General features: G+C 58.1%; 12 protein-coding genes. 5 read left to right on the top strand and 7 right to left on the bottom strand.

Annotated features, from left to right (window positions below; genetic code table 11):
• The first annotated feature begins 275 nt into the window (after positions 1-275).
• The 3 genes from ACYASS_RS25500 (at position 276) to ACYASS_RS25490 (ending at position 4,413) form a co-directional block, all read left to right on the top strand.
• Positions 276-1,700, top strand: coding sequence for an aspartate ammonia-lyase (locus tag ACYASS_RS25500; protein WP_027898152.1), 1,425 nt, complete (start codon positions 276-278; stop codon positions 1,698-1,700).
• Between the two features lie 232 nt (positions 1,701-1,932).
• A complete protein-coding gene (locus tag ACYASS_RS25495) occupies positions 1,933-3,381 on the top strand; it encodes an alanine/glycine:cation symporter family protein (protein WP_463588138.1) in 1,449 nt (482 codons plus the stop codon).
• A 27-nt stretch (positions 3,382-3,408) separates the two neighbouring features.
• Positions 3,409-4,413, top strand: a complete 1,005-nt coding sequence (locus ACYASS_RS25490; protein WP_463588137.1) for an asparaginase — start codon at positions 3,409-3,411, stop codon at positions 4,411-4,413.
• 98 nt (positions 4,414-4,511) lie between these two features.
• On the opposite strand, the gene ACYASS_RS25485 is transcribed toward ACYASS_RS25490, so the two are convergent.
• From ACYASS_RS25485 to ACYASS_RS25465, 5 genes are read right to left on the bottom strand one after another with little or no spacing between them, the layout of a single operon-like run.
• The gene (locus tag ACYASS_RS25485) at positions 4,512-5,471 is read right to left on the bottom strand and encodes an isoaspartyl peptidase/L-asparaginase family protein (protein ID WP_463588136.1); all 960 of its coding nucleotides are present in this window, start codon (positions 5,469-5,471) and stop codon (positions 4,512-4,514) included.
• Complete coding sequence (locus ACYASS_RS25480; protein WP_122667134.1) at positions 5,471-6,244, bottom strand: amino acid ABC transporter ATP-binding protein; 774 nt, start codon at positions 6,242-6,244, stop codon at positions 5,471-5,473. The genes ACYASS_RS25485 and ACYASS_RS25480 overlap by 1 nt, the downstream gene beginning before the upstream one ends.
• Complete coding sequence (locus tag ACYASS_RS25475) at positions 6,241-7,329, bottom strand: amino acid ABC transporter permease (RefSeq protein WP_463588135.1); 1,089 nt, start codon at positions 7,327-7,329, stop codon at positions 6,241-6,243. The genes ACYASS_RS25480 and ACYASS_RS25475 overlap by 4 nt, the downstream gene beginning before the upstream one ends.
• A gap of 8 nt (positions 7,330-7,337) precedes the next feature.
• Positions 7,338-8,492 (bottom strand): amino acid ABC transporter permease, encoded by a 1,155-nt coding sequence (locus tag ACYASS_RS25470; protein WP_463588134.1) that lies wholly within the window; start codon positions 8,490-8,492, stop codon positions 7,338-7,340.
• A 29-nt stretch (positions 8,493-8,521) separates the two neighbouring features.
• The gene (locus ACYASS_RS25465; RefSeq protein ID WP_463588133.1) at positions 8,522-9,559 is read right to left on the bottom strand and encodes an amino acid ABC transporter substrate-binding protein; all 1,038 of its coding nucleotides are present in this window, start codon (positions 9,557-9,559) and stop codon (positions 8,522-8,524) included.
• Positions 9,560-9,714: 155 nt separating this feature from the next.
• Between ACYASS_RS25465 and ACYASS_RS25460 the strand changes: the two genes are divergently transcribed.
• Positions 9,715-10,587 carry a LysR family transcriptional regulator gene (locus tag ACYASS_RS25460; protein WP_463588132.1) on the top strand — a complete coding sequence of 291 codons (873 nt, stop codon included), beginning with the start codon at positions 9,715-9,717 and terminating at the stop codon, positions 10,585-10,587.
• A 201-nt stretch (positions 10,588-10,788) separates the two neighbouring features.
• Here the strand turns inward: ACYASS_RS25460 and ACYASS_RS25455 are convergent, their stop codons facing one another.
• On the bottom strand, positions 10,789-11,673 hold the full coding sequence (locus ACYASS_RS25455) for a bestrophin family protein (protein ID WP_463588144.1): 885 nt from the start codon (positions 11,671-11,673) through the stop codon (positions 10,789-10,791).
• A 227-nt stretch (positions 11,674-11,900) separates the two neighbouring features.
• Between ACYASS_RS25455 and tkt the strand changes: the two genes are divergently transcribed.
• Positions 11,901-13,976, top strand: a complete 2,076-nt coding sequence (gene tkt / locus ACYASS_RS25450) for a transketolase (RefSeq protein WP_463588131.1) — start codon at positions 11,901-11,903, stop codon at positions 13,974-13,976.
• A gap of 119 nt (positions 13,977-14,095) precedes the next feature.
• Here the strand turns inward: tkt and ACYASS_RS25445 are convergent, their stop codons facing one another.
• Positions 14,096-15,307 (bottom strand): YeeE/YedE family protein, encoded by a 1,212-nt coding sequence (locus ACYASS_RS25445; protein ID WP_243244727.1) that lies wholly within the window; start codon positions 15,305-15,307, stop codon positions 14,096-14,098.
• Between the last annotated feature and the right edge of the window lie 20 nt (positions 15,308-15,327).

Genomic DNA, 15,327 nt, shown 5'->3' with positions numbered 1-15,327 from the left:
ATGGCGATGTATCAGACAGGACGCCATCGCGGCCTCGCGGTGCTCGTGCGCTCCTACAGAAGAGTATTCCAAATCAGGTAGCTGTAATTTGCTCACAAAGACCCTGCTAACCGCCGGAAATGTATATACACGCCAGTAACACCTATCGCGTCACATCTGCATTATGCCGTTTCGGCATGGCCCAGTATGTAACAGCATTGGTCAAAAATCACCGTAGAGACCAGTATCGGCGGCGTTCCGGCATTGTCCGTGCCTTTCTTGAGACTATCTCTATCATGTCCTCGCCTGCATCATCGCGCACCGAAAAAGACCTGCTTGGTGTTCTCGAAGTACCTGCTGACGCGTATTACGGTATTCAGACGTTGCGAGCGGTGAACAATTTTCACCTTTCCGGCGTTCCGCTTTCCCACTACCCGAAGCTGGTCGTCGGCCTGGCGATGGTCAAACAGGCAGCCGCTGATGCAAACCATCAGTTGGGCCACCTCAATGCGGCCAAGCATGCAGCGATCAGCGAAGCCTGTGCTCGTCTGATTCGCGGTGATTTCCACGAACACTTCGTGGTGGACATGATTCAAGGCGGCGCTGGCACTTCAACCAACATGAATGCCAACGAAGTCATCGCCAACATTGCTCTTGAAGCCATGGGCTTTGAGAAAGGCGATTACAAACAACTGCACCCCAATAACGATGTCAACATGGCGCAATCGACCAACGACGCCTACCCGACGGCCATTCGTCTGGGTCTGCTGCTAGGTCACGACGCTCTGCTGGCCAGCCTCGACAGCTTGATTCAAGCGTTCGCCGCCAAAGGCCAGGAATTCAACCACGTCCTGAAAATGGGCCGTACCCAGTTGCAGGACGCTGTGCCGATGACCCTCGGTCAGGAATTCCGCGCCTTCGCCACTACACTGACCGAAGACCTGAACCGTCTGCGCAGCCTGGCACCAGAACTGCTCACCGAAGTGAACCTGGGCGGTACCGCCATCGGCACCGGCATCAACGCCGACCCTGGCTACCAGAAGCTTGCCGTTGACCGTCTGGCGATCATCAGCGGCCAACCACTGGTTCCAGCGGCCGACCTGATCGAAGCCACTTCCGACATGGGCGCCTTCGTGCTGTTCTCCGGCATGCTCAAGCGTACCGCCGTCAAGCTGTCGAAGATCTGCAACGACCTGCGCCTGCTGTCCAGCGGCCCACGCACCGGCATCAACGAAATCAACCTGCCAGCGCGTCAGCCAGGCAGCTCGATCATGCCCGGCAAGGTCAATCCGGTTATCCCGGAAGCGGTCAACATGGTTGCCTTCGAAATCATCGGCAACGACCTGGCACTGACCATGGCAGCCGAAGGCGGTCAATTGCAGCTCAACGTGATGGAGCCGCTGATCGCTTACAAGATTTTCGATTCGATCCGCCTGCTGCAACGCGCCATGGACATGCTGCGCGAGCACTGCATCGTCGGCATCACCGCCAACGAAGCGCGTTGCCGCGAACTGGTCGAGCACTCCATCGGCCTGGTCACCGCACTGAACCCGTACATCGGTTATGAAAACGCCACCCGTATCGCCCGTATCGCGCTGGAAACCGGCCGAGGCGTACTGGAACTGGTTCGCGAAGAAGGCTTGCTCGACGACGCTATGCTCGACGACATCCTGCGACCTGAAAACATGATTGCCCCGCGCCTGGTCCCATTGAAGGCCTGATGCAAATGCTCGACAGCTACATGCTCACCAGGTGTTGAGGACCTAGACACTCCTCACCCCTTTTGGGGGTCCAGAGACGATTCTCTCCGGACCCTTTTTTTTACCTGCAAAACGCCCACTGCCAAAAACAACAAGGACGTATCGCTGCACTGGAAAGGAAAAGTATTGCAGACGCAAGACGAGCGCACCGGTATAGTGCGCGCCCCCTAAAAACAACAGCGAGGATTCTCCAATGCTTGAAGTCATTAACGACTTCCTTTCGGGCAAAGTGCTGATCGTACTGATCGTAGGGCTCGGCGGTTATTTCACGATTCGTTCGCGTTTCGTCCAGTTTCGCCACTTTTTCCACATGTTCGCTGTTTTCAGGGATAGTTTACGCAACAGCACCGGCCAGCTCAGTTCCTTCCAGGCATTGATGCTCAGCCTTGCAGGCCGGGTCGGCGCAGGCAACATTGCCGGTGTCGGTATCGCCGTAACATTGGGCGGCCCGGGCGCCGTGTTCTGGATGTGGGTCACCGCACTGGTGGGCATGGCCAGCAGCTTCATCGAGTGTTCACTCGCTCAGTTGTACAAACGCAAAGACTCCGAAGGCCAGTTCCGTGGTGGTCCGGCGTATTACATCCAGCATGGTCTGGGTAAGCGCTGGCTCGGTATGGTCATGGCACTGTTGCTGCTGGTGACCTTCGGTTTTGCCTTCAACGGCCTGCAATCCCACGCAGTCACCGACTCCCTCAAAGGCGCGTTCGGCATCGACACCATGACCACCGGCATCTGCCTGGTTGTGCTGCTCGGCCTTGCATTCGTCGGTGGCATCAAGCGTATCGCAGCGATTTCCGACCTTCTGGTACCGGTCAAAACCCTGATCTATATCGCTGTGACCATCTACGTCATCGTCCTGCAGATCGACCACGTTCCAGCCATGCTGGCGACTATCGTCAGAAGCGCATTTGGTCTGGACCCGGTTTTTGGCGGCCTGATCGGCAGCGCAATCGTCATGGGCGTGAAGCGCGGCGTGTTCGCTAACGAAGCCGGTCTGGGCAGTGCGCCGAACGTGGCTGCCGTTGCACAGGTCGAGCACCCGATTTCACAAGGTGTGGTTCAGGCATTCAGCGTGTTCCTCGATACTTTTGTGATCTGCACCTGCACCGCGCTGCTGATTCTGCTCTCGGGCATTTACGACGTGGGCTACAGCGGCAACGGTATTGTTCTGGCACAGAACTCGCTGGCAGCCGTGGTCGGTGACTGGGGCCGTATCTTCATCAGCGTTGCCTTGGCACTGTTCGTCTTCACCTCGATTCTCTACAACTACTACCTGGGCGAAAACAGCCTGCGTTTCCTGGTGGGCGAGAGCAAGAAAGCCATCGTCGGCTATCGGGTGTTCGTGCTGGTGCTGATCCTCTGGGGCGCCGTCGTTGATCTCAACACTGTGTTTGCCTTCGCCGACATCACCATGACGCTGCTGGCCTTCGTCAACTTGATCGCCCTGGCAATGTTGTTCAAAGTCGCCATGCGCATCCTGCGCGACTACGATGCGCAACGTAAGGCGGGCATCAAGACTCCAGTATTCGATTCGAGCCAATTCCCGGATCTGGATCTGGACCGCACTGCATGGCCTGCCAACCCTGACCAGACACCGGTCAACCCGGTTGAGGCCACGGCAAAGCCTGCTACTCAAGCCTGATAGCAACTGTCATACCGGAGAAGAACCATGACTCATGAACAGCCAAAAACCGCTCAGCGAGTGATGGTTCTTTATACCGGCGGCACCATCGGCATGCAGGCCAGCGCCAACGGCCTGGCGCCTGCATCGGGTTTCGAGGCACGCATGGCCGGGCAACTGGCCGAATTGCCTGATCTGGTGGTGCCTCAGTGGCGCTTTCGCGAGATGGCACCGCTGATCGACAGCGCCAACATGACACCGGCTTACTGGCTGCGTCTGCGCGAAGCGGTCATCGACGCAGTTGATGTCGATGGCTGCGACGCGGTGTTGATCCTTCACGGCACTGACACACTGGCGTACAGCGCCGCAGCCATGAGCTTCCAGCTGCTAGGGCTTGCTGCTCCGGTGCTGTTTACCGGCTCAATGCTGCCTGCTGGCGTCCCGGACAGCGATGCGTGGGAAAACGTCAACGGCTCACTGGTCGCGCTGGGTAAAGGTCTGACGTCGGGCGTGCATTTGTACTTCCACGGCGAACTGCTGGCGCCGACCCGCTGCGCGAAAATTCGCAGCTTCGGTCGCCATCCGTTCGCAGCGCTGAACCGCGCCCACAGCGGCGAAACCCCTGCCGCGCATCCTGCGCAGCTGGATTATCGCCTGCCTAAAGTCGCAGCCAATGTGGCCATCCTGCCGTTGTTCCCGGGTATAGGCGCAGCCCAGTTGAACGCCGTTATCGACAGCGGCATTCAGGGTCTGGTGCTTGAATGCTTCGGCAGTGGCACCGGTCCCAGCGATGATCCGGCTTTCCTGAGCAGCCTGGAGCGCGCCCACCAGCAAGGCATTTGCGTCGTTGCAATCACGCAGTGCCATGAAGGCGGCGTCGAACTGGACGTCTACGAAGCAGGCAGCCGCCTGCGCGGTGCAGGCGTGCTGTCCGGTGGCGGCATGACGCGTGAAGCAACGCTGGGCAAGCTGCACCTGTTGTTGGGTACAGGCTTGCCGCTGGCTGAAGTACGGCGTCTGGTTGAAGTGGACCTGTGCGGGGAGCTGCGTTAAGCGCAGCACCATAGCCGGTAGGAGCGAACTTGTTCGCGAGGCGATAGCTCTGGTGACACAGGACCATCGCCTCGCCAACAAGTTGGCTCCTACCGTATTTACGCGCCCAGATGCAGACGATCATCCGCCGCATAAATCGCGGTATGCAAACCACCCTGCTCATCACGCCACGCGCGGTACATGCCCGGCGTGTTGAAGCTCAATGCGGTTTCTCCGGTTGGGGATACTGCAATCACTCCGCCGTTGCCACCCATGGCTTTCAACTCACCTGACACGACTGTGTCACAGGCCGTGTTGAGCGTTTCGCCAGTCAGCAGCACGCGGGAAGCGATGTTGTGGGCTACCACGGTGCGAATGAAGTATTCGCCATGGCCTGTCGCAGAAATAGCTGCACTGCGGTCGTCTGCCCAGGTACCAGAGCCAATCAATGGCGAATCGCCGATACGTCCGAAACGCTTGTTGGTGATCCCGCCAGTAGACGTCGCCGCTGCCACATGACCGTGACGGTCCAGGGCCACTGCACCCACGGTGCCGAACTTCTTGTCGACGCCGCCCGGCTCAAGCGACACGCTGTTGGGCTGTTGAAGCTGAGTCTGCCACTGACGGCGACGTAGATCCGTGTCGTACCAGTCGTTGGCGACACGCTCCAGATTCTGTGTTTCCAGGAAAGCATCAGCGCCGACGCCCGCAAGCAAAACATGCTCGCTGTGCTCCAGTACTGCACGAGCAGCCAGAATCGGGTTACGAACGAAATGAATCCCCGCCACAGCACCCGCCTCGCGGTTAGCGCCGTGCATGATTGCAGCGTCCAGTTCGTGATCACCGGTGTGGGTGAATACGGCACCTTTACCAGCGTTGAACCACGGGCACTCTTCCAGCTCGATAACCGCTGCCTGCACTGCATCCAGGCTGCTGCCGTCCTGCTCGAGAAACGTCAGACCCGCTTTCAGTGCACGTAACAAAGCCTCGTGAATGGCCGTTTCATCTTCCGGCGTCAGCAAGCCTGGAGTCAGTACGCCCGCCCCACCGTGCAGAGCAATTGCAATAGGGTTGGCCATCACGCGTGGACTCCATGGTCGAGGATTTGATTGAGAAAACGGCGGGTGCGCTCGGATTCCGGCGCAGAGAAGAAACGATCCGGGGTCGCCTGCTCGACGATTTCACCTTGATCCATGAACACGACACGGTCAGCGACTTTACGGGCGAAGCCCATTTCGTGAGTGACGCAAATCATCGTCATGCCTTCCTGAGCCAGACCGGTCATGACTTCCAGAACTTCGGCAATCATCTCCGGGTCCAGCGCCGAGGTCGGCTCATCGAACAACATGACCTTGGGCTGCATGCACAACGCACGAGCAATCGCGATGCGCTGCTGCTGGCCGCCGGACAACTGCGATGGAAACTTGTTGGCGTGATCGCGCATGCGCACTTTGTCGAGCAGGGCCAGAGCACGCTCAATGGCTTCCTTCTCCGGCACACCGAGGTTGGAAGTTTGCGGCAGTGTGCAGTTCTTCAGCACAGTGAGGTGCGGGAACAGGTTGAAATGCTGGAAGCACATGCCGACTTGTCGACGGATGCGCTCCAGGCGTTTCACGTTGCCATCCAGCACTTCGCCGAGCACTTCGATGGTGCCCTGCTGGTGCTGCTCCAGTTGATTGATGCAACGAATCAACGTGGATTTGCCCGACCCCGAAGGACCGCAAATCACCACTTTCTCGCCCGGCTTGACCGATAACGAGATGTCCCGCAGAACGTGGGATTGGCCATACCATTTGTTCAGTTGCTCGATACGCACGATAGGGGCTGCGTCAGCCTCGCGATGATCAGTCATGAGCGGTTCTGTTCCAGTTTCTTTTCAAGGTGCCGGGCATAGCGCGACAGTGCGAAGCAGACGACGAAGAAGTAGATCGCCAGGAAAATGTAGATCTCGTGGCCATAGCCCACCCATTCCGGCGCTGCGGCGGTGCTCATGGCGATACCGACGATGTCCAGCACGCCGACGATCATGACCAGCGTGGTTTCCTTGAACAGGCCGATAAATTGCGTCAGCAGCGGCGCAATCGACTGTTTCAGGACTTGTGGCAGGACAATCTGGCCCATGGTTTTCCAGTAGCCGAAACCCAACGCCTGAGCTGCTTCGTATTGGCCCTTCGGCAGGTTCTGCAAACCACCACGCAGGGTCTCGGCCATGTAAGCAGCGGTAAACAGGATCAGCACCAGTTGCACACGCAGCAGGATGTCGAACGCAGACCCCGGCGGCAGGAACAGCTGGATCATCAGCGAGGCCATGAACAGCAGCGAGATAACCGGCACCGAACGCACCAGCTCGATGTACATGACACTGAGGATGCGGATAACGGGCTTCTTCGAGCGCCGACCAAGGGCCAGCAAAATGCCAATCGGCAGCGCGAAGATCATGCCCACCGTTCCGAGAAATACAGTGACCATCATCCCGGCAAACTTGGTCGAAGAAATCTCCGGCAAGCCTGCACCACCTTTGAGCAGCCACCACATGACCACCGGCAGCAGCGCCAGATAACCAATCAGCAGGCGGCGATCCAGACGCTTGAAAAACAGCAGCACAAAAGCGAAGACCGCCAAAAACAGGGCCAGATTGACCCGCCAGCGTTCGGCTTCTGGATAGAAGCCATACACGAACAGGTTCCAGCGCTGGGTAATCGGCAGCCAGCACGCGCCGTGCGGATTGCAGTCAGTGCGCGCAGTGCCGACGAACGTGGCATCGAACACCAGCCAGTTCAGCGCTGCCGGAATACACCACAACAGCAGCGCCAGTACGGCAACGGTGAGCAGGCCATGGCCGACGCTCGGGAACAGATGCTCGCGCGTCCACTCCCGGACTCGTACCGGCAATGGTTTAGTCGGCGGCAGGCGCGCAGGGGATGCTTGATTAATCATGTTCATCCTCAATGGCCTCGCTGACCGATGCGATGGTTGTAGATGTTCATCGCAATGGAAATCAGCAGGCTCATCACGCAGTACGTGCCCATGACCAGAGCGATGCACTCAATGGCCTGGCCGGTCTGGTTCAACGTGGTGCCACCGGTCGACGAGACCATTTCCATGAAGCCGATGACCACGCCCAGGGAGGAGTTCTTGACGATGTTCAGGTAGGTGTTGGTGACCTGCGGGATCATCGGATAGATCGCTTGCGGCACGATCAACTGACGCATGGTCGGCCCGTATTCGAAGCCCAGTGCCTTGGCGGCCTCGTATTGGCCGCGCTGTACCGACTGAATGGCACCACGAACGATTTCAGCAATGTAACTGGCGCTGTAGAAGGACAACGCCAACCACAAGGCAAGCAGTTCCGGCACCAGCGCTACACCACCTTTGAAGCCGAAGCCTTTGGCAACCGGGACTTCCCAGTGCCAGTGCGCGTCGCTCAGGGCATACACCAGCAGCGGCAACAGCACCGCGCCCGCCAATAGCAGCGGCCAGCGTCGAGGCGTAAAACTGCGCCATTTGGCCTTGGCATCACGAAAGCGACAGGCGATCAAACCGAGCAAAGCGCCCAACGCCATTAATGCCAGGCCCCAGCCCACCAGCGAGCCTTGTTCAGGCCATGGCAACATCAGACCGCTGTTGCTCAGATAAGCAACATCGAAAATCGAAACCGCCTGCCTTACGCCGGGTAACGCCAAGGCCAGGCCGTACCACCAGACCAAGTGCACCACCAGCGGCACGTTGCGCAGAAATTCGATGCTCGCGCCCGCCAGGCGGTTGATCAGCCAGTTTTCGGAAACCTTGCACAGCCCCAACGCCACGCCCACGACGGTGGCTGTCACAACGCTCATTACCGAGACCAGCAAGGTGTTGAGCAACCCCACCAGATACGCACGGCCGTAGCTGTCGTTGGGGGTGAAGTCGATCAGTTTGAAGCTGATGTCGTAACCGGCACGCTGTGACAGGAAGTCAAAACCGGAGGCGATATTCAGCGCCTTCAAATTGAGACTGGCGTTGTGCGCCAGCACGTAAAACACAGCTGCAACAATGGCCAGAACCAGGCCTTGCTGCAGCACGCTCAGCACTCGAGCGTTCTGCAAGCGTTGGGTCCACATGAAGATAATTCCGTTGGAGAGTGACGCGATCAGCGGATAGGTGGCGCGTACAGCAGACCCTGATCTTTCCACGAGCGGTTAAGGCCACGGGGGAAGTTCAGAATGGTTTTTTCGCCGAGGTTACGGTCATAGATTTCAGCGTAATTGCCGACCTGCTTGATGGCGCGGAACGCCCAGTCGTTATCCATGCCGAACGCCTTGCCTACGCTGCCTTCAGTACCCAGCAAACGAGCCACGTCTGCCGAACCGCCTTTTTTAGCGCGTATTTCATCGACGTTGGCCGAGGTGATGCCGAATTCTTCAGCAGTCATCAGCGCATAGGCGGTCCAGGTCACGATGTTGCGCCACACGGTATCGCCTTGGGCAACGTAAGCACCCAACGGCTCTTTGGAGATCACTTCAGGCAGCAACGCATAGTCTTGCGGGTTGTTCATGACGGCACGACGCGAAGCAAGGCCTGATAAGTCATTGGAAATTGCGTTGCAACGACCGCTCTGGAAGGCAGCGAACAACTCAGGGCTTTTCTCGATGATCACGGTCTTGTAAGTCAGGCCGCGCTGGCTGAAATAGTCGTCCAGATTCTGTTCCGACGTGGTGCCCGGTGACAGGCAAAAGGTTGCGCCGTCGAGGTCAGTCAGCTTCTCGATGCCATCTTTGGCGTGGGTCATGAAGCCCTGGCCGTCGTAAAACCAGACGGTGGTGAAATCCACACCGAGGCTGGCAACGCGGTCGGCCGTCCACGAAGTCGCGCGGGACAGCACGTCGATTTCGCCAGAGGCCAATGCAGTGAAACGGTTCTTGCCGGTGGTCGCGATGTACTCAACCTTGCTCGCGTCGCCCAACACAGCTGCTGCTACGCCACGGCAGAGGTCAACGTCCATGCCGGTCCATTGGCCCTTGTCGTCAATCAGGGAGAAACCTGGCTTGTCACTGGCAACGCCACAACGCACAGCGCCGTGCGCCTTGACCTTTTCCAGCACACCGGCTTGCGCAGCCGCCGCACCCACCAGGCTGATCAGCAACATTGAAGACTTGAGGAAAGTCTTAAGGCCATTCCGTTTTTGCATAGCATTGCCCCTTCTACGACAGATTTTTCTAGTTATGGATGAACCACGATGGATCGGCAGGTGGCGATTACCTGCACAATAGCCATACAAAACCCGCATGCGTTAGCGACTGTTGATCCACTATGCTGGTCGCGCTATCGAATTTTGGAATAACTATGGATATCGATTGGTACGAAGACTTTCTGGCCCTGGCCGATACGGGCAAGTTTACCGCCGCTGCCAGCATGCGCGGTTCATCGCAATCGGCGCTGAGCAGACGCATCCAGTTGCTCGAGACGCGCTTGGGCGCGACGCTGATAGATCGCAGCAAAAATCCCATCCGGCTAACGGCTGCCGGTGAGGCGCTGTTGCCAAATGCCTCGGAGCTGGTACGTCTGGCGCGAGACTGCGAGCAAAGCGTGAAGATCATTGACCGCCCCCTGACCTTTGCCTCGCTGCATACCCTGGGCTGCAATTTCTTTCCGGACTGGATCAGCCAGTTCTCCTCCGCCGAAACGCCGATGTTCACCCGCATCGATACGGGCTACCGCAGTACCGATGATTACTACATGGCGCTGATGTCCGGACGCTGCGATTTCATCCTGTTCTATCGCGATGCCCAGACCGAGCCCTACTCCCGGCAAAGCGAATTCGAAGAGCTGTCGCTGGGCCACGATGAACTCTACTGGGTCGCCACGCCAGAAGTGGCAGCTCGCTGCGCCAACTCAGAAGCCCCTATCCCGTGGCTGACCTATGCCCGCAGCGCGCAACTGCATGATCTGTCGCACAAACAGGTCAAACGCCACCCACAACCACACCGCCTGCGCCGGGTATTCGAAGCGACAGTATCGGAAGCTTTGAAGCCGATGGCGGCTGCCGGACACGGCGTGGCCTGCATGCCACACACGATGGTTGCGCCGTTGATTGAACGTAAAGAGCTGGTGCGCCTGTATCCAGAAATGGAGTCCGATCACCTGGAGGTGATTCTGGTGCGCTGGCGGGGTAACAGGAATGCCGAGGCGGATGCGTTTTGGAAGCGAATTTCTTGATACCACCCTGATCTGTAGGAGCTCACGAGCACCGCGAGGCAGCGATCGCGGTGCATCAGATAGATCACCATCTGTGCCGTAAACGCATACCCGTAGGACCGGCTTTAGCCGGGAGAACATTATTTCTGACGATGCAAATTCAGAGAATATACAGCCCCTCTCCCGGCTAAAGCCGGTCCTACGGAAAAATCACATATTGTCTTAAACCGTGCACTCAACCTTCGCATCCCGAAGCATGGAGTCCAGGTTGCGCTCGATGTTTTCGCACAGCTTGGTCATCTGGATTTCATGTTCGCTGGCTTTGAATGGACTCTGCAGGTCGGTACCGATCTTTTCAATGGCCAGCAGCATGAAGCCGACGACGGTTGAAGCCAGCGGTGTAAACCACCCCAACGTTTCCACCAGACCAATGGGCAGGATCACGCAGAACAGGCTGATGAACAAACGCGGGAACGCCACGTAAGGGTAAGGCAGCGGTGTATTGGCGATACGCTCCATCCCGCCCTGGCAGTTAGAAAGCTCCACCATTGTCGATTCGAGACGTGCCAGACGGATGCTGTCCAGACGGCCGGCCTTGTACTCTTTGGCCAACAGTGCAGCCGACGTATTAAGTATGTCGTTGGGGAAGTTGTTGGTTTCGTGCCTGCGTGCGTATTCCTCGCGGGTTATCAATGACTGTACTTCGTCGTCACAGGATTCACCCTTCAGATGTGCAGACAGGCATTTCACGAAGGCCACATGGCGACGCAGCAACACTGCTTTCACGGGATTCAGTTCGTCGTCATCCTCGACCAGCGTCAGCACCTGACGGGCGAAGCTGCGGGAGTTGTTAACCAGCGCACCCCACAAGGTGCGCGCTTCCCACCAGCGGTTGTAGGCGCTGGAGTTACGGAAACTGGTGAGAACAACAAGGGCCGACGCCAGCAAGGTCAACGGCATGGAGGGCAGACTGATCTTGCGCTCCAGGAAGAGCATGAAGTCGGCTGTAACCACGATGTCCCACAGCAACAGCCAGAACAGTGACCAGCCCACGTAACCAATGGTTTTGATCAGAAATCGGTACTTGTCGATGATGGCTTGCTTCAAAACGATTACCTCATGGGCTACTGCGTAATACACGCCGCTCCCTGCTTCGAATGCCATTGAGGTATATGGTTCGCGACCGACCGCACAAAAGCTGAACCGTTTAATGTTCAGTTAAGGTTGGGCCGTAATGGCCATCGGACAGCCTCAAATTACAAGGAACAAACCGCCCTTGGCTGCGCTCCACACTTATCTGGATGTTCAGCAGCACGTCACTGAGGGTAAATTCAATGGGCTCGTCTTTTTCCAGCGAACAACGCACCGCACGCGACCAACTCTGTATCAACACCATTCGCACGCTGGCCATGGATGCCGTGCAGAAGGCCAACTCTGGCCACCCAGGCACGCCAATGGCGCTGGCCCCTGTGGGCTACACCGTCTGGAACCAGTTTCTGCGCTACCACCCTGAACATCCGGACTGGCCAAATCGCGACCGTTTCGTGCTGTCGGTCGGTCATGCCTCCATGTTGCTGTACTCCCTGCTGCATCTGGCAGGGGTCGTGGAAATCGATGAGCACGGCAAGCCTTCGGGTAAACCAGCGGTGAGCCTGGAGGACATCAAACAGTTTCGCCAGATGGACTCTAAAACTCCGGGCCATCCGGAATACCGCATGACCACAGGCGTGGAAACCACCACGGGTCCACTTGGTCAGGGCTGCGCCAATAGCGTCGGTATGGCGATGGCCGAGCGCTGGCTGGGTGAACGTTTTAATGCGCCGCAGCGCACGCTGTTCGATTACAACGTGTACGTGCTGTGCGGTGACGGCGACATGATGGAAGGCGTGACCGCCGAGGCGGCGTCCATGGCCGGACACCTGAAGCTTTCCAATCTGTGCTGGATCTACGACAACAACACCATCAGCATCGAAGGTCACACCGAGCTGGCTTTCAGCGAAGACGTGCAAACACGCTTTGAAGGCTATGGCTGGAACACTTTGCATGTGGCAGACGCCAACGACACCGAAGCGCTGGCACGCGCCATCGAGGTGTTCAAACGCACCGATGACGCGCCGACCCTGATCGTGGTCGACAGCGTGATCGGCTATGGCTCGCCAAACAAACACAACACCGCAGCGGCGCACGGTGAGCCGCTGGGTGACGATGAAATCAAGCTGACCAAGAAGGCCTATGGCTGGGATGAAAACTCCAGCTTCCTTGTTCCTGATGACGCACGTACCTGGCTCCGCGACGCCTTGATCGAGCGCAACGCCAGCGATTATGAGTCCTGGCAAAGCGCGCTCAATACGCTTGAAGAACAACAAGCCGATCTGGCCGATGAGCTACGACGCATGCGCTCCGGCGAAATGCCCGATCAGTGGCAGGACGATTTGCAGGCATTCGAGGCCGACGCCAAAGGCATCGCATCGCGTGCTTCTGGCGGCAAGGTTCTCAATGCCTTTGCAGCGAAGATTCCGTGGTTGCTGGGCGGATCGGCTGACTTGTCACCTTCGACCAAAACCAACCTGACGTTCGACGGGGCCGGGAGTTTTTCCGCCGAAAATTACAGCGGCCGCAACTTGCACTTTGGTATTCGCGAACACGCCATGGGCTCGATTGCCAACGGCATGGCGCTGTCTTATGTGCGGCCGTACACCTCGACGTTTCTGGTGTTCAGCGATTACATGAAGCCGCCGATTCGCTTGGCATCGATCATGGAGTTGCCGGTGATCTTCGTCTTCACCCACGACTCCATTGGCGTTGGCGAAGACGGCCCGACTCACCAGCCTATCGAGCAATTGACCCAGCTTCGCGCAACACCCGGCTTGCTGACACTGCGCCCCGGCGACGCGAATGAAACCGCACAGGCCTGGAAAATCGCCTTGGCGCAAACCAGTCGCCCCTCGTGCATCGTGCTCTCGCGACAACCGCTGCCCACGCTGGACCGCACGCAATACGCGTCGGCGGAAGGATTGGCGAAAGGCGCTTATATACTAGCCGATGCAAAAGACGGTGAGCCTGAGGTGATTCTGATCGCTACGGGCAGTGAAGTGGGTTTGGTCGTGGAAGCTTTCGAGCAATTGAAAGCGCAAGGCGTTGCAGCTCGCGTGGTCTCAATGCCGAGCTGGGAGTTGTTTGAAGATCAGAACCAGGCGTATCGCGACAGCGTCTTCCCGCCCTCTGTCATCGCCAGGGTCGCGGTGGAACAAGCAGGCCCGCTGGGTTGGGATCGTTATGTAGGCCAAACCGGCGCCAAGGTGATGATGAATACCTTCGGCGCATCGGCTCCCATTGACAAGCTGCAGGCCAAGTTTGGCTTTACGGTGGAGAACATTGTGAAGCTGGCGAAGGAGCAACTCGGACGATAACGACCCCTTGTAGGAGCCAACTTGTTGGCGAAGCGATTTGAACAGGCAACATCAATTTAATGTCTGCACTGGCGCCTCGCGAACAAGTTCGCTCCTACAAGTATTACGTGGCGAACAATTCAGCAACCGCTCAGCGCAACCTGCGGTTTCTCGCCCGGGAAGAAGAACGGGCGGAATTTCACACCCGCCACGTTGCCGATGTACGCCGCCACCAGCCACAACCAGCCATGCAGGCTGCCGGATGCGATACCGCTGAAGTACGCGCCGATATTGCAGCCGTATGCCAGACGCGAACCGTAACCCAGCAGCAAACCACCAATCACCGCCGCAACGATGGAGCGAGCCGGGATTTTCAGGTTCGGCGCGAATTTTCCTGCCAGACCAGCGGCCAGTAACGCACCGATCATGATGCCGATGTCCATCACGCTGGTAATGTCTTCCCACACGGGTGCAGCCAAAGCCTTGGCATTGGCTGGCATCTGCCAGAACGCCCAACTGCCCACATCAACACCCAGAGAGCCTGCAACCTTGGCGCCCCACAAGGCAAAGGCCGAGGTGATGCCCCAGGGGCGACCGGCCAGTGCAAGGGTCGCGTAGTTGAGCAGCGCCAAACCAATCGCGCCCCACACCAGCGGCCATGGGCCGTGCAAGAACCGGCGCAAGCCGACGTGTTCGCTGGTCACTGCTAATTCCAGTTGGCCGTGACGACGCTTTTCCAGACGCACAGTGACGAATGCAATAACAGCGAACACCGCCAGGCTCAGCACCAACGCCGGTATCACGCCAAAGCTTTTAACGATGGACGTTGCAGGAAACGAGGGCAGCGCAAACCACCAGTCAACGTGATGCGTCGCGATCAACGAGCCGAGGATGAAGAACAGCAGGGTCACCAGCATTCGTGCGTTACCGCCGCCCGCAGTGAACAGGGTCCCGGATGCACAGCCGCCACCCAGTTGCATGCCGATGCCGAAGATGAAAGCACCAAACACCACCGATACACCTGCCGGCGCAACCAGCCCGTTTACGGGCTGACCGAACAACGTGCCTGCACCCAGTGCCGGGAAGAACAGCACCACCGCGATAGCGAGCATGATCATCTGTGCACGCAAGCCCGCGCCGCGCCGCTCACGAATGAACACGCGCCATGCAGAGGTGAAGCCGAAAGCTGCGTGGTAAAGCGTCAGACCCAATGCCGCGCCAACGATCAGCAGAAGCACCTGACGCACACCCACGCTGCTCAGCAGAAACATCGCGATGAACAGCAACAGAAAAGTAGCAATGAGCGGCGCACCGGGCTTGCGAGCCGGCGCCGCAGCAAGAGAAGTACTCATGAGAAGTCTCGGTTTAAAGG

The sequence above is a fragment of the Pseudomonas sp. HP_14 genome, assembly GCF_055283875.1.
The sequence above is the reverse complement of the archived record's forward strand: the minus strand, read 5'-3'. Positions and strand labels throughout refer to the sequence as shown.

Coding starts and splice junctions, on each gene's coding strand:
- ACYASS_RS25500 (WP_027898152.1), top strand. CDS start 276: ATGTCCTCGCCTGCATCATCGCGCACCGAAAAAGACCTGCTTGGTGTT.
- ACYASS_RS25495 (WP_463588138.1), top strand. CDS start 1,933: ATGCTTGAAGTCATTAACGACTTCCTTTCGGGCAAAGTGCTGATCGTA.
- ACYASS_RS25490 (WP_463588137.1), top strand. CDS start 3,409: ATGACTCATGAACAGCCAAAAACCGCTCAGCGAGTGATGGTTCTTTAT.
- ACYASS_RS25485 (WP_463588136.1), bottom strand. CDS start 5,471: ATGGCCAACCCTATTGCAATTGCTCTGCACGGTGGGGCGGGCGTACTG.
- ACYASS_RS25480 (WP_122667134.1), bottom strand. CDS start 6,244: ATGACTGATCATCGCGAGGCTGACGCAGCCCCTATCGTGCGTATCGAG.
- ACYASS_RS25475 (WP_463588135.1), bottom strand. CDS start 7,329: ATGATTAATCAAGCATCCCCTGCGCGCCTGCCGCCGACTAAACCATTG.
- ACYASS_RS25470 (WP_463588134.1), bottom strand. CDS start 8,492: ATGTGGACCCAACGCTTGCAGAACGCTCGAGTGCTGAGCGTGCTGCAG.
- ACYASS_RS25465 (WP_463588133.1), bottom strand. CDS start 9,559: ATGCAAAAACGGAATGGCCTTAAGACTTTCCTCAAGTCTTCAATGTTG.
- ACYASS_RS25460 (WP_463588132.1), top strand. CDS start 9,715: ATGGATATCGATTGGTACGAAGACTTTCTGGCCCTGGCCGATACGGGC.
- tkt (WP_463588131.1), top strand. CDS start 11,901: ATGGGCTCGTCTTTTTCCAGCGAACAACGCACCGCACGCGACCAACTC.
- ACYASS_RS25445 (WP_243244727.1), bottom strand. CDS start 15,307: ATGAGTACTTCTCTTGCTGCGGCGCCGGCTCGCAAGCCCGGTGCGCCG.